This is a genomic window from Rhizobium sp. CFBP 8762 (genome assembly GCF_014841565.1).
GTDB lineage: Bacteria > Pseudomonadota > Alphaproteobacteria > Rhizobiales > Rhizobiaceae > CFBP-8762.
Map to the genome: position 1 here is coordinate 176,977 of NZ_JACYUD010000008.1, position 14,189 is coordinate 191,165.

At 55.8% G+C, this 14,189-nt stretch carries 14 protein-coding genes and 1 pseudogene; 5 read left to right on the top strand and 10 right to left on the bottom strand.

Translation table 11 applies throughout. From position 1 onward, the window contains the following. The first annotated feature begins 18 nt into the window (after window positions 1-18). Complete coding sequence (locus IFT84_RS17830; protein ID WP_192122047.1) at window positions 19-507, top strand: MaoC/PaaZ C-terminal domain-containing protein; 489 nt, start codon at window positions 19-21, stop codon at window positions 505-507. Here the strand turns inward: IFT84_RS17830 and IFT84_RS17835 are convergent. The 3 genes from IFT84_RS17835 to IFT84_RS17845 form a co-directional block, all read right to left on the bottom strand. Then, complete coding sequence (locus IFT84_RS17835; protein ID WP_244651267.1) at window positions 467-1,684, bottom strand: DUF418 domain-containing protein; 1,218 nt, start codon at window positions 1,682-1,684, stop codon at window positions 467-469. The two genes, IFT84_RS17830 and IFT84_RS17835, sit on opposite strands and share 41 nt — an antisense overlap. Beyond that, entirely contained in the window at window positions 1,677-2,291 is a 615-nt protein-coding gene (locus tag IFT84_RS17840; RefSeq protein WP_192121859.1) for a TetR/AcrR family transcriptional regulator, read from the bottom strand. The genes IFT84_RS17835 and IFT84_RS17840 overlap by 8 nt, the downstream gene beginning before the upstream one ends. 101 nt (window positions 2,292-2,392) lie before the next feature. Further along, entirely contained in the window at window positions 2,393-3,109 is a 717-nt protein-coding gene (locus IFT84_RS17845; RefSeq protein ID WP_192122049.1) for a DNA helicase, read from the bottom strand. A gap of 267 nt (window positions 3,110-3,376) precedes the next feature. Between IFT84_RS17845 and IFT84_RS17850 the strand changes: the two are divergent. Then, window positions 3,377-3,837, top strand: a pseudogene (locus IFT84_RS17850) (NUDIX hydrolase). A 21-nt stretch (window positions 3,838-3,858) separates the two neighbouring features. Here IFT84_RS17850 and IFT84_RS17855 read toward each other — a convergent pair. The 4 genes from IFT84_RS17855 to IFT84_RS17870 are packed head-to-tail and all read right to left on the bottom strand — an operon-like array spanning window position 3,859 to window position 9,029. Continuing rightward, entirely contained in the window at window positions 3,859-4,407 is a 549-nt protein-coding gene (locus tag IFT84_RS17855) for a sarcosine oxidase subunit gamma (protein WP_192121861.1), read from the bottom strand. Then, on the bottom strand, window positions 4,400-7,414 hold the full coding sequence (locus tag IFT84_RS17860) for a sarcosine oxidase subunit alpha (RefSeq protein ID WP_192121863.1): 3,015 nt from the start codon (window positions 7,412-7,414) through the stop codon (window positions 4,400-4,402). The genes IFT84_RS17855 and IFT84_RS17860 overlap by 8 nt, the downstream gene beginning before the upstream one ends. Continuing rightward, window positions 7,411-7,752, bottom strand: a complete 342-nt coding sequence (locus IFT84_RS17865) for a sarcosine oxidase subunit delta (protein WP_192121864.1) — start codon at window positions 7,750-7,752, stop codon at window positions 7,411-7,413. The genes IFT84_RS17860 and IFT84_RS17865 overlap by 4 nt, the downstream gene beginning before the upstream one ends. Window positions 7,753-7,775: 23 nt before the next feature. After that, on the bottom strand, window positions 7,776-9,029 hold the full coding sequence (locus tag IFT84_RS17870; RefSeq protein ID WP_192121866.1) for a sarcosine oxidase subunit beta family protein: 1,254 nt from the start codon (window positions 9,027-9,029) through the stop codon (window positions 7,776-7,778). 299 nt (window positions 9,030-9,328) lie between these two features. Between IFT84_RS17870 and rpsU the strand changes: the two genes are divergently transcribed. Together rpsU and IFT84_RS17880 are read left to right on the top strand one after the other, a co-directional pair. Beyond that, a complete protein-coding gene (rpsU, locus tag IFT84_RS17875) occupies window positions 9,329-9,565 on the top strand; it encodes a 30S ribosomal protein S21 (protein ID WP_342212890.1) in 237 nt (78 codons plus the stop codon). Window positions 9,566-9,899: 334 nt separating this feature from the next. Beyond that, window positions 9,900-10,709 carry a tetratricopeptide repeat protein gene (locus tag IFT84_RS17880; protein WP_192122051.1) on the top strand — a complete coding sequence of 270 codons (810 nt, stop codon included), beginning with the start codon at window positions 9,900-9,902 and terminating at the stop codon, window positions 10,707-10,709. Window positions 10,710-10,788: 79 nt separating this feature from the next. Here the strand turns inward: IFT84_RS17880 and IFT84_RS17885 are convergent, their stop codons facing one another. Next, entirely contained in the window at window positions 10,789-11,478 is a 690-nt protein-coding gene (locus tag IFT84_RS17885) for a TetR/AcrR family transcriptional regulator C-terminal domain-containing protein (protein ID WP_192121870.1), read from the bottom strand. 126 nt (window positions 11,479-11,604) lie between these two features. Between IFT84_RS17885 and IFT84_RS17890 the strand changes: the two genes are divergently transcribed. After that, complete coding sequence (locus IFT84_RS17890) at window positions 11,605-12,090, top strand: RidA family protein (protein WP_197975597.1); 486 nt, start codon at window positions 11,605-11,607, stop codon at window positions 12,088-12,090. Window positions 12,091-12,205: 115 nt separating this feature from the next. On the opposite strand, the gene IFT84_RS17895 is transcribed toward IFT84_RS17890, so the two are convergent. Together IFT84_RS17895 and IFT84_RS17900 are read right to left on the bottom strand one after the other, a co-directional pair. Continuing rightward, on the bottom strand, window positions 12,206-12,718 hold the full coding sequence (locus tag IFT84_RS17895) for a GNAT family N-acetyltransferase (protein ID WP_192121872.1): 513 nt from the start codon (window positions 12,716-12,718) through the stop codon (window positions 12,206-12,208). Window positions 12,719-12,783: 65 nt separating this feature from the next. Continuing rightward, window positions 12,784-14,184 carry an NAD(P)(+) transhydrogenase (Re/Si-specific) subunit beta gene (locus IFT84_RS17900; protein WP_192121874.1) on the bottom strand — a complete coding sequence of 467 codons (1,401 nt, stop codon included), beginning with the start codon at window positions 14,182-14,184 and terminating at the stop codon, window positions 12,784-12,786. Window positions 14,185-14,189: the final 5 nt, after the last annotated feature.

Consider the following 14,189-nt stretch of genomic DNA (forward strand, 5'->3'; position numbering starts at 1 on the left):
CAGGAGTCTGGCAGCGAAATTGGCCAGGAAATTGGCTTGAGTGAAATCACGGCTTTGGTGGGCACCGAAATTGGCGTGTCCGATTGGATCACCGTCAGTCAGGATATGATCGACCGTTTTGCCGACGCGACCGACGACCACCAGTTCATTCACGTGGACCCGGCCCGTGCAAGCACTGAGACCCCCTATGGCGGCACCATTGCGCATGGTTTTCTGTCTCTGTCGCTGCTTTCAGCCATGAACCACAACTGCCTGCCCAAAGTGCGCGAGCAGACCATGGGCATCAATTACGGTTTCGACAAAGTCCGCTTTCTGCATCCGGTGAAAAGCGGCGCGCGCGTGCGCGGCCACTTCACCATGACCGAAGCCCGCTTCCGCGGCGCCGGAATGTTGGTCGTAACCTACGATGTGAGCGTGGAAATTGAAGACGACCGCAAACCGGCTCTCACCGCCACGTGGCTGACGATCATCCAGTTCGATCCGAAGGATCGGCCGGATGAGGTGTAACAACGCCACCTGCTTTCCATTGCGGCCAGCGGCCAATCGTTAGGCTCCGTAATAGCCATTCGACTGGTCCGTAAGCATATCGCGCCATCCACCAGTGGCTGATGATGACCTGCAACCCAAAAATACCGACAGCGATACAAACGGTCCAAGTCAGCGATATTCGATCAACGAAGCCGAATCCGTATCCATGAAATATGGCTGCACAGACAAAAGATTGCATCAAGTAGTTGGTCAGTGCCATACGACCGGCGCTCGCCAGACGATCACGCGACCAATTGACTTTGCCCGTGTTCAATAGCGCCAGTATTGATGCCATAAAGGCCATCGTAAGAAACGGCGCTGTCAAAATTGAAACGGCCAAGCCTGCTGTCTCCAAGGACGTACCTGGCGCAAACTGTGTTGCACAAGCGTAAAAAAGACTTCCGGGCAATCCTATTCCAAATCCCCATCCGAGCATACGACTACGGTACTTCTGAACGTGATCTGGCCGCGCAAGACCATTGTGCCGCCCGACGACAAATCCGATGAGGAACGCTGCGAAAGCACATGGTGCCTGAAGTAGGAGGAGCACTGGGATAAACGACTGTAGATCCACGATGTGCTGCGTTACAATGCTCAACGGCCCTCCCCGGTACGCGGTCACGGCTGCCTGCGCATCGTACAGAATGGTAGCTGTATTCTGTTCAGGCATACCTGATTGCGAATAAGCAGCGAAGAACCAGAACAGCGAGGTTACAAACAAGAGGACGCACGCCAGCCAAAGCATTGCCGTGTTTGACCAGTCGCGTACGAGAAGCAACAACAACCCCAAGACGGCATACGTCACCAGTATGTCCCCATGAAACAGGACCATAGCGTGCAAACTGCCAATCAAAAGCAGTCCAACCTGTCGTCGCATCATTCTTGGGAGATAAGCAGCACCCGCCTTCTCTGCCGACCGCATTTGGAGCGTGACACTGTAACCGAACAAAAATGAAAAGAGCAGATAGAATTTCAGTTCAAATACAGCGGAAATCAGGAATGCCAGTACAGCATCCATACCGGACCGTGCATTTTCAAACACAAGCCCTGTACCGTAGAATACCGATGAGAACGCAAGGATGTTAACCTGAAGAATTCCGAACAATGCGAAACCCCGAAGGGCGTCAATATCAGAAATTCGGTTCTTTTTATGCATGCCGGTTCCTCGCATCCGGCTGCAAGACGCTCAACAGAATGGTTTGCAATGCTGAACGTTCTGCCACCGGGTCAAAATCGGCATCGGTCGCAGCCCGACTGAAAATACCGTCGATTAAAATCATCAGAAAGCGCACGATGTGATCGTTTGAAACGACAGGTTTCAACCGCTCCTGAACTGTCGCTTTATTCAAAAGGGTGAAAAGTCCATCCGTTAATACGGTGTCCTCTTTGACACTGAAAGCACGAGCATCAGGATCGCGCGCTGCCTCAGCGGCAATCTCAAGGATCAATTGTCGTTCAGACGGACTGCCCGCGAGATACAAGATCACATCAAAAAATTCGCGGAGAGCATCCACCGCATTTTCTTGCTGCTCCAACGTTTCCATCAACAGAGCGGTACGATCAGCTTGGTCCTCAATAACGGCAAGGATTATTGCCTTTTTGTTCGGAAAATAATGAAACAGCTTTCCGGCACTTGTCTTCGCATAGGTCCCGATGAGTTCCGTTGTCGTTTTGTGAAACCCATTCTCTGAAAAACATTGTCGCGCAGCTTCGAGAATAGCCTGCTTTTGAGCCGCAAATTTCTTTGGGTCAACCGTTCGCATTGTAGCTCCATTAATAGAGTGCCTACTCTGTTTATTATTGGAGCTACTAATGTGTCAATATTTTTGTGTTATAACCAATCCGACGGATCAATCAGACCAGGTCATCGACCCACTGCTTGAAAGTGCATATGACCTTTGTTCAAAAAACAAGCTTGCGTGAAAACACCAAGTTCGACGCGGTTGGGTAGCCGGATATCGTCCAAATCAGGAAATGGCTTTCTTTCGGCATCGTAGGAGCGATCAACCTGCGAAAGAAAGACAACTATGAGCCCTTTGTCTTTCGCAAAACTTTGTAATTCTCGCATCTGAATAGCCAGTTCGGGCTTGTCTCTTTTCTGATCCAAAAGTTGAAGATAATCGACAATGACCAGTGTACCCCGGGGCGCAGATACGAGGGTTTGTATGACGTACTGTGCGCTCAATTCCTCGGAGCCATCAAATTCAAACAGGCCGTGAAAATCCTTTGGCCTAACCCCGATTTGCCTAAAGCAGTTCTCTACGTCGCTTTGGGTAAACTCCAGTGAAAAGAATATGGCACGCTGACCAGACCTCATGGCCTCAATAGCGAGTTCAAGGCTCAGTAGGGTTTTCCCTTGGCTGGGACGCGCAGCCAGCAACAGTAAATCGCCCGGAGCCAAGCGGCTGAAAACTCTTGTGGCGTGTGCACTCTCAAGATGCTTGTCAGCGAGCAGGCTCCAATTACCAAAGCCCTCTTCCTGCGCCACACGATTGAGCGCGACATGAAGTGGAATTTGCAATTGACGGGATAAAAGTCTGGCCTTGCGCTTTAAATAAAAAATAGCCGCAGACACCATTATAAACCTCCTGTTGCAGGCTGTGTGTGCAATCCCTCCTTATGCGAACGCCCAAACACTTGGTTCGATAGACTTATCATCCAGTATGAAAATACTTTCCCGACGGAGGGGGGCGGCTCGGACGTTGCCAAGAGCGAAGGTAAAGTAAAAATCTCTGATTCGGAATGCTCAAATCCGGACGTGCCAAAACTTTCCCACCAGACAATCTGTCCAGATTGAAAACACTGGAGATTGCATTAGAGATTCTTTACTTTACCAGGGATATAAGCGGTGTTTGAGATTCCAGTCCGTTGCTTCGCAGTATCGGTTGTCCTTCTCCGATTTTTGCAAGACGAGACTCAAGTGCTTCTGCTGCGCCGCAGTGACACTCTCATTGGTGAATGGTGTCAGATTGCCGGTGGCATTGAAGACGGCGAAAAGCTTGGCAAACTGCGATTCGTGAAGTGAAGGAAGAAACCGGATTAGATTGTGACAGACTCTATTCAGCAGATATCTGCGAACAATTTTACGAAGCAGATCGGGACTCGATTACGCTGGTACCCGTTTTTGTGGGTTATATCGATCGTACCGCAAACGTTATCATCAACCGAGAACACAGCGACTTTCGTTGGGTGCCCTTTCAAGCGGCGATAGACATGGTGCCCTTCGTTGGTCAGCGAAACGTATTACGGCACATTGAAGCGGAATTTGTACACAGGACGCCGAATAAGCACCTGCTTATTTCGGCGTGATCAGGATATCTGAGGCCAGCTTCAAGCATCATCTGCACTTTCCGCCAAAATGCTGAACGCATATCCGACATAAGACCGCCAGCACTCAACCCGAAACGTATCCTCCGCCGTACGAAACAGCACGACCTGAATTTTCCCCAGCAGCGTGCGCGTACACGCGCCCACCGGAAATGCAGTGAGTGACAGGTCCAGCGGGCAAGCTCCGTTCAGGACTTGCGCTGCTCTCGCTCCGGTTACCAGAATAGCGGTGTTGCGGTGCGAAACGTCAGTGGCAGAGTGCAGCACGTTAGCGGATGCGCAAGCCGCCATCAGGTCGGATTGCGCTTCGTCGATCACCAGCCATTCGTCCGGACCAAGCCACAGCGCGTGGCGGCCATTGGCGCTGGCGGATGTGCGGGGGCGCACGGGCAGGTCCAGACCAAGCGCTGACGATACTGCGCTCACTGCATCGGCCCGGCAGCGCAGCGACACGCGCGTGGCAGGTTGTGCGGGCATGAGTGTGGCGGCACCCGAACCGCCGTGGCGGTACGCCAGCGGCTCAAGCCGCGTTGCGTTCAGTGAATCAACCATTGAGGCGACCTCCGTCCTTGTCCACAAACACCATATCGCTGATCTCGACGGCGATGGTTTTGTCCGGCATCGGCACATAAAGCGTTTCGCCCATCCGCGCCTGCCCGTTCTCCACCAGTGCCATCGCAATGGAGCGTCCGCAATTTTCCGACCAATAGGCCGATGTGACATGGCCGATCATCGTCATCGGAACCGGCTGGTTGGGGTCTGCCACGATCTGCGCACCCTCCTCCAGCACCACAGCAGGATCCTTGGTCAATAGCCCGACGAGCTGCTTACGTCCGGCGGCCACAAGGTCCGGTCTGCGCAGACCACGAATGCCGACGAAATCAGCCTTCTTCTTGCCGACGGCCCAGTTCAGGCCGGCATCTTGCGGTGTGACCGTTCCGTCCGTGTCCTGACCCACGATGATATAGCCTTTTTCTGCGCGCAGAACGTGCATGGCTTCCGTGCCATAGGCACACGCACCCATCGGCTCGGCCCGTGCCCAGAGCGCCTCCCACACCGCCTGCCCGTAATCGGCGGGCACGTTCACCTCAAAACCGGTTTCCCCGGTAAAGGACATGCGGAACAGCCGTGTCGGTACGCCGCAAATATGGCCCTCTCGCACGCTCATATGCGGGAATGCCTCATTGGACAGGTCGATCCCCTCCACCAGCGGCGCGATAATCTCGCGTGCCCTCGGTCCCTGCACGGCAATCACTGCCCATTGCTCGGTGGTCGATGTCAGCCACACATTTAGGTGCGGAAACTCGGTTTGCAGATAGTCTTCCATATGGTTCCACACGCGTGGCGCACCACCGGTTGTGGTGGTTACGTGGAAACGATCTTCGCTGATACGGCCCACAACACCGTCATCGTAGATGAAACCATCCTCCCGCAGCATGATACCGTAGCGGCACCGGCCGGGTTTCAGCGTGTCCCAGCTGTTGGTGTAGATCAGGTTGAGGAACTGTGCCGCATCCGGCCCAACCACTTCGATCTTGCCGAGTGTCGAGGCATCGAACAGTCCGGCGGCCTCGCGCACCGTCCGGCATTCGCGGTTGACGGCTTCGTGCATCGTTTCGCCGCGTCTCGGGTAATAACGCGCCCTTTTCCACGGCCCCACATCCTCATAAATTGCGCCGTGGCTGTCGTGCCAGCCGTGCATCGGCGTGCGGCGGGTAGGATCGAACAGATCACCGCGGGAATGGTTGATCAGCGCGCCAAACGTCACCGGGGTATAGGGTGCACGAAACGTGGTAAGGCCGATGGCCGGAATGGGCCGCCCGAGCGTTTCCGCTGCAATTGCCAAGCCATGAATATTGGATAGCTTGCCCTGATCCGTCGCCATGCCTGTGGTGGTAAACCGCTTGATATGCTCAATGGAATGCATGCCCTCGCGCACGGCAAGGCGAATATCCTTGGCACAGACATCATGCTGGAAATCGATGAAGGCCTTCACATCCGTATCGGCACCCGCGCCCTGGCCGGCGCCCGCCATGCCGCCCTCCCAAACGTAGGGTGCCTGCGCCACGAGCGTCGGTTGGTCGCCCTCTGCGCTCGTCTCATAGCCAGCCTCGGCAGCCATTTGGCGGCCAGCGGCCAGCGCCTCGTCGATAGTTTCCTGCACATCATGGGTGCCGTTGCAGGCACCAACGGACACGCAGTCCTGCACAGTGGTTCCGGGTAGAAACCGCTCGCCCGCCGCATCATACGCGACCTTGCCACGCGATTGCGAGAACATGTGCACCGAGGGTGTCCAGCCTGCCGAGGTCAGCAGGGCATCGATAGCAATCCGGCGCTTGGTCCCGCCGCCATTGCGCTCCACCGTCATGGACGATACGCGCAGCCGCCCACTGGTATCGACAACACTATGACCGGTCAGCACCGTGATCCCCAGCGCCTGCGCTTGCGCCAAAAGGTCCGCTGCAGGGGCTGACCGGCAATCCACAATCGCTTCCACTGACATGCCTGCCCGGGTCAGGTCGAAGGCTGCCTCATAGGCGGAATCATTGGCCGTATACACGCCCACCTTGCGGCCCACTGCCACGCCGAAGTGATTGAGAAACGTGCGAGCCGCCGATGCCAGCATGATGCCCGGACGGTCATTGTTGGCAAACACCATATGGCGCTCGATGGCGCCGGCAGCGATGATTACCCGTTTTGCCCGTACCTGCCACAACCGTTCACGCGGCAGCTTTGCCGAAGGTCTCGATACATGATCGGTCACACGTTCCGTCAGGGACACCAGATTCTGCGCGTAATAGCCGAAGGCCGTGGTGCGCGTCAGAACCTCCACATTTGCCATGGCCTTCAGTTGGGCGACAGTTGCTTGCGCCCAGGCAAACCCATCCTCGCCATTGACCGTAACGCCTCTATCGAAATGAAGCGCACCACCCATCTGTGCCTGCTCATCGCAAACGATAACACGCGCGCCAGTCCGGGCTGCACCGAGGGCTGCGGCAAGGCCCGCCAGTCCGCCGCCAATCACCAGCACATCACAATGCGCATAGCGGTTGGCGTAGTGGTCGGTATCGGCCTGCTTGGGTGCTTCACCCAGTCCGGCAGCGGCGCGAATGCGCGGCTCGTAGATATTCTTCCAGGCGGTCTTCGGCCACATAAAAGTTTTGTAGTAGAACCCGGCCGCAAACATCGGCGACAGCACATTGTTGACTGCCCCCACATCGAATGTCAGCGATGGCCAGCGGTTCTGGGAGGTGATCTTCACCCCATCGAACACTTCCTGCACGGTTGCCCGCACATTGGGCTGGGTGCGGGCCGAGTCCCGCTCTACCCCCACCAGCGCATTCGGCTCTTCTGCGCCTGCGGAAACGATGCCGCGCGGACGGTGGTATTTGAACGAGCGCCCGACCAGGTGCACACCGTGCGCCAGCAGCGCCGACGCCACGGTATCGCCTTCCAGTGCCGTATAGCTCTTGCCATCCCAGGAAAACCGGCGAGTCTTGGCGGGGGTCAACCGACCTGCGCCCTGGATACGATAGGGTCCGCTCCCGGAATGCGTCATTGCCCGCCTCCTGCAATTTCCTCAGGGGTTACGATCTCGGCTTTCACGGCACGTAAAGTTTCGATGTCGGGCTTAGGTTCACCAGCCTTATAAATTGCCAGAAACTTGTCCGACACCGTATCACGCGCGGCATTGAAAAACCGGTTGCAGCCGCTGGCATGGTGCCAGCGCTCGAAGGTTATGCCCTTCGGGTTTTCACGCAGGTACAAAAACGCCTCGAACTCCTCATCTGTCATCGTGGTCATGTCCGTGGGGCGCACGATGTGCGCATCGCCAGCCTGCCGAAACTCAATTTCCGGCCGGTCTTGCTCGCAATAGGGGCAGGCAATCAAAAGCATGTTTTTCAACCCGTATCTGTCAGTTAATGCGCAACGGCGGCGGCTGCCGCCTCATCGATCAGACGGCCCGTGCGGAACCGCTCCAGCGTAAAGGGCGCATTGATCTTGTGCGGCTCATCGCGCGCTATGGTATGCGCAAAGACATTGGCCGACCCCGGCGTGGCCTTGAACCCGCCCGTGCCCCACCCGCAGTTGACATACAGCCCCTTCACAGGGGTCTTGGCAAGAATGGGCGAGCGGTCCGGCGTTACATCCACAATGCCGCCCCAGGAGCGCATCATTTTCATACGGGTAAACATGGGAAACAGTTCGCAAATCGCATCCAGCGTGTGGGTTATTATCTGCAAGCCACCGGTCTGCGAGTAGGACGAATACTGATCCGTGCCCGCGCCAATGACCAGTTCACCCTTGTCCGATTGCGAAATATAGGCATGCACCGTGTTGGACATCACAACGCAGGGGAAAACGGGCTTGACCGGCTCCGATACCAAAGCCTGCAATGGGTAGCTCACCAGCGGCATGCGGACATCCGCCATGTTCATCAGCACGGACGTATGTCCAGCGGCCACCACGCCCACTTTTTTGGCGCCAATAGGTCCGCGTGTCGTATCCACCCCCGCAATCGATCCATCCGGATTGCGGCGAATACCGGTGACTTCGCAGTTCTGAATGATATGCACACCCCGGTCGGATGCAGCACGCGCATAGCCCCAGGCCACCGCATCGTGGCGGGCTGTGCCGCCGCGGCGCTGCAAGGCCGCTCCCGTGACGGGGTAACGGGCCGAAGCGGATATATCGAGCGGTGGACAGAACGCTTTCGCCTGCTCCGGCGTCAGCCATTCATTATCGATGCCGTTCAGGCGGTTGGCATGAATATGGCGTTTAAACACCTGCTCGTCATGCACGTTGTGCGCCAGCATCATCACGCCACGCGGTGAGTACATGACGTTATAATTGATATCCTGACTGAGATTTTCCCACAGCTTCAACGAATGTTCGTAGATGCCTGCGCTCTCGTCGTAGAGATAGTTGGAACGGATAATGGTGGTGTTGCGACCGGTATTGCCGCCACCCAGCCAGCCTTTTTCCAGCACGGCCACGTTGGTGATGCCGTGCTCCTTGGCCAGATAGTAAGCGGTGCCGAGGCCATGACCACCCGCACCGATGATGATGACATCATACTCCTTACGCGGCTCCGGCGAGGACCATTGCGCTTCCCAGCCTCTGTGGCCTCTGAGCGCTTCCCGCGCCACTGCAAAAACTGAATATTTGCGCACTCAGCATCCCCTTGAACCGGTCTCTTTTATGGCACTTGAAGCGCCACTTTCTTTAGAAATCGCAAATCCAAAGGAGTCGCGCCGTTTCTTTTGCGACGCAATGGGGCGCGAGTTGGACGCTGCGCGACATGATTGTTTTTGTCGGAGCGACAAAACGCTGAATATGAAGTGGTCTGCAACTCGGTGCTGGACTCGCAGATTATGATCTGCTATTGCCTTGACCAATCGTAAAGCTATATGGCTTGAGCGAACGTTATTTCTTTGCCTTGACAGGTAAACAACTCAAATGAAGGAACGGGATTCACGTGCAGGTATTAGTCCGCGATAACAACGTCGATCAAGCGCTTCGCGCTCTGAAGAAGAAGATGCAGCGCGAAGGTATCTTCCGTGAAATGAAGATGCGTGATTTCTACGAGAAGCCTTCCCAGAAGCGCGCTCGTGAAAAGGCTGAAGCCGTTCGTCGTGTTCGCAAGCTGGCACGCAAGCGCCTGCAGCGTGAGGGTCTTGTACCCGGCGGTCGTCCGGCTGCTCGCTAATCGTTTTTCCGGCTGGTCTGGATGCATAAGTCTGGCGGAGGCGAATTTATTTTCGCCGCCGCCTTTTGCTTTTGAGGGGTTCCACTGCGCATTCCCTTATTCGGGTCTCCAACCCTTCGCATCGGGGCATTGCCAACCGTTGAAAGCGGTTTTGCTTTGACTGGAATGCCGCGATGCGGTGCTCTACATCCTTCACAACAGTACCGGCGGCTGTCATAATGACGCCTGAACCGGACTGCTGGCGCTGCTGCTTGAGGAAAAAACATTGACATTGGTTGCATCTGTAAATCCCGCCCGTTCCGACCTCCGGCTTCGTGCGCCTCTTCGCTCGATTATGCTTGCCTCCACGCTGATCGTTGCGGGAGTTGCGCTTTCAGCCTGCCAGACGGCCAATACATCAGCGGATGTAATTCGCGTTGAAAGTGCTCAAGGCTCCAGTTCCAATATCGCATCCCTCACCAGCGTTATTGCTGCCAATCCACGCGATCCCGAGGGCTACAATGTTCGCGGCTCCGCCTATGGCCGCGCTGGCGACAACAAGCGTGCGCTCGCCGATTTCAATCAGGCCATTGCCATCAACCCAAGCTTCTATCAGGCCTATGCCAACCGTGGGCTGGTGCTACGCAGCATGGGTAAGCAGGCGGAAGCGGCTGCGGACTATAACAAGGCCATTCAGCTGAACCCCAGCTATGACGTGGCCTATATTGGACGCGGCAATCTGTACCGGCAAGCTGGACGCAACAACGAAGCCTTTGGCGATTTCAACAAGGCCATAGAACTCGACACGACCGACCCGCGCGCCTACCACAATCGGGGCCTGATCTTCCAGACCCGCAACCAGCACGACAAGGCCATCGAGGATTTCTCCAAGGCCATTTCGCTGTCGCCGAGTTCACCGGAACCCTACAACGGCCGTGGCATCTCCTACGTCGCTCTGGGTGACGACGACAACGCCTTTGCAGACTTCAACAATGCCATCAATCTGGATGGAAAAGTGGCCGAATCCTGGGCCAATCAGGCCCTCGTCTACGAGCGCCGTGGCGAAAAGGCGAAAGCATCCAAATCCTACAGCCACGCCCTATCGCTTGACCGCAACTACGGCCCGGCAAAGGCCGGTCTGGCTCGCGTCGGCACTGCTTCTTGATGAGGAGCATATTGGACTTAGTGAGTTGAGGTTAAAAGGCTAGGAGCGCCGATCTTATCCTTAGGGTCGGCGTTACCATTCAGCGTTTCGCAACAAGACCATCAATAAGCAAATCGACGCCTTTTCTGAACGCGCCATCCCAACCATCGTCGAGAAGAAGGCGCGTACGTGCGATGGACGGGTAGGCGTCGGCTATATCAACCGACTGCATCGTTTCCGCATTCCGGTCCCGTTTTGTGCGGTCAAAGTTGCCTTTTGTGACAGTAGCACCCATCACATGGTTCCAGAACGACCAAATCGCGACGTTTATGTCCGTGTCAGCCAAGCCTGCTTTAGCCAACGTCTGACCGAGCCACTCAAGCCTTTCAAGAATACTTCGCCCAAGCGCCCGGCTTGGCAGCAATGATATCGACCACGGATGCCGTAACATGCAGGCGCGCCAGTCTTCCAGCATATCCGTGATATCGCTGCGCCAATCGACAGCACCATCTTTTTCAGTTGAGGCTCGATAGGAAAGCACCGAGTTCAGGGCTAAATCAAAGACTTGGTTCTTATTGGCAACATGCCAGTATACGCTCATCGTGCCGGCATCAAGGTGATCAGCCAGTCGCCGCATCGTCAAACCGTCCACGCCGCTCGCGTCCAGCAGTGCCACAGCGGCGTCTGCAATCCGTTCGAGGGACAGGTTTGAGCCGCCGTCCTTAAAACTGCCTTCAGACTGTGCGCGCTTTGCCTTTCGGTTTTGGGTTGCACCTTGCTTTGCTGCCATGTCGGCTCCTTGTCTTCCGGATAGCAGATTAGACAGCAATTACATCAATATCCAGAGCACACGGTTGACTCGTACAATGTACGACGTGTATACATTCGTACATTGTACGATTCTTGGATATCAATAATGTTTTCTGACGCAAGGGCACTGCTTTTAGGAGGAGCTATTATGACTACTGTATTCTCGTCGCCGCCAACCATGCACGCAACTGATCGTTTGCTCACGATCGTCAACCCCAAAACCCTCTACAACCCTGCCCCTCTCGGCTACAGCACAGCGGTTTTGGCCCCGGAGAATGGCCGGACAGCCTATATTTCCGGACAGGGAGGACAGGATCATACTGGGGCGTTGTCGACTGATTTTGAAGATCAGGTCGAGCAAGCCTATGCCAATCTCCTCACATCCCTTGAAGGTGTGGGTGCCAAACCGGAACACGTAGCCAAGCTGACCGTTCTCGTGGTTGATCATGACATGTCAAAACTCGACATTTTGACTAAACACGTCAAAAGGGTATTCGGCGACACATTGCCCGCCCAAACCCTTATACCTGTACCCAAGCTGGCGGTTGATGCGATGCTGTTCGAAGTTGAAGCTATCGCTGTTGTTCGATAGCAGGCCGAACAAGCAACCAGTTTCAAGATGGCGGCTTGTCGAAGTCGCCATCTCCGTCTCATCAATTGCGACATGCAAGACACGCGACGGAGTGCCGATAACTTCGTAAGCTAGATTACAAGATCTTGCTTAAGATAACGCTGCGGTAGTTGGTGTGGCCCCATTGGGCATATTCGATAAAGCGGTAACCGAGCTTCGTGTACCAGCTGACAAGGTGGGTAGCGGGTTCGGCGGTATCTAGCGCGATCTCCTTAGCACCGCTTCTAACAGCTGTTTCCTCAACCAGCGTTATCAACTGGCGGCCAAGGCCTTGCGCCTGCAAGCCGGGCTCAACGGCAAATTGTGCAAGGCTGGCGACCTCAGGTCGATCATACCACGAGCAACCCGAGGTCTGTCCGGTATCCTTGAACAGGATGGTACCAACAATCTGGTCGCTCTTTACAGCGACGTAACAGGTGCCCTGTGAAATCCGGTCGCGGGTCACCTCTTCCGACTGATGGGTAGCCAAGTAGCGCAGCCCTTGGCTGGCAAGCCCAGCATAGGCCCGGTGCAGAAGGCTGGTCAGCGCCCCAAGCGAATCTTCGACTCCAAGGCGCCTGATGATGATATTGTCGGGGAAACCGGACACGGGAGCCTTGCATCGTTGAGCGGTAAAAACGAAAGCCGCTCGCCTTAAGCGAACGGCTTTGTGCTTTAGTGAGACATCGCTTTCACAATGTCTTCGGTCATTTTCTTGGCATCGCCCAGCAGCATCATGGTGCTGTCCTTGTAGAACAGCGTGTTGTCAATCCCGGCGTAACCGGAGCCGAGCGAGCGCTTGACGAACAGGCAGGTCTTGGCCTTGTCCACGTCGAGAATGGGCATGCCGTAGATAGGCGACGTCTTGTCGTCACGCGCAGCCGGATTGGTGACATCATTCGCACCGATCACATAGGCGACGTCGGCTTGAGCGAATTCGGAGTTGATGTCTTCCAGTTCGAATACTTCGTCATAAGGCACATTGGCTTCTGCGAGAAGAACGTTCATGTGACCTGGCATACGGCCCGCGACAGGATGGATGGCGTATTTGACTTCAACACCATTGGCTTTCAGCTTGTCGGCCAGCTCGCGAAGCGAATGCTGTGCCTGCGCCACCGCCATACCGTATCCGGGGACAATGATGACCTTCGAGGCATTGGCCATGAGATAGGCGGCATCATCGGCTGAGCCCTGCTTGATGGTGCGATCAATACCGTCATCAGCCCCGGAGGCCGCAGTATCGCCACCGAAACCGCCGAGAATAACGGAGATAAACGACCGGTTCATGCCCTTGCACATGATGTAGGAGAGGATGGCACCGGACGATCCCACCAAGGCCCCTGTAATAATCAAAGCAAAGTTGCCGAGCGTGAAGCCGATGCCTGCCGCTGCCCAACCGGAGTAGGAATTGAGCATCGAAACAACAACCGGCATATCCGCGCCGCCGATGGGCACAATCAGCAGCACACCCAGCGCCAGCGACAGCAGCACGATGAGCCAGAACGCCAGATGGCTTTCCGTCAACGCCAGCACCGTCACGAATGCGATGACCAGCACCAGCAGACCGGCATTGATGAAATGGCGGAACTGCAACATAATGGGCTTGCCGGACATGCGCCCGTCCAGCTTCAGGAACGCGACGATGGAACCGGTAAAGGTGAGAGAGCCGATGGCGGCACCCAAGGCCATTTCAACCAGCGCCTGCGCGTGGATTGCACCGGGTGCGCCAATGCCGAATGAAATCGGCGTATACAGCGCTGCGGCAGCAACCAGAACGGCCGCAAGGCCCACCAGCGAATGAAACCCGGCGACGAGTTGCGGCATAGCGGTCATGGCGATGCTGCGCGCAATATACGCACCGATACCGCCGCCAATGGCCAGACCAAGGACAATTAGACCAAGGCCGCCGAGGGTGGGCTGGGCCAAAAGCAGCGTGGTGACGATGGCGATGCCCATGCCCACCATACCGTAAATATTGCCCTTGCGGCTGGTTGTCGGGTGCGACAGACCGCGCAATGCCATGATGAACAGCACGCCGGAAATCAGATAGAGAAAAGCCGCGAAATTCTGAGACATAATCG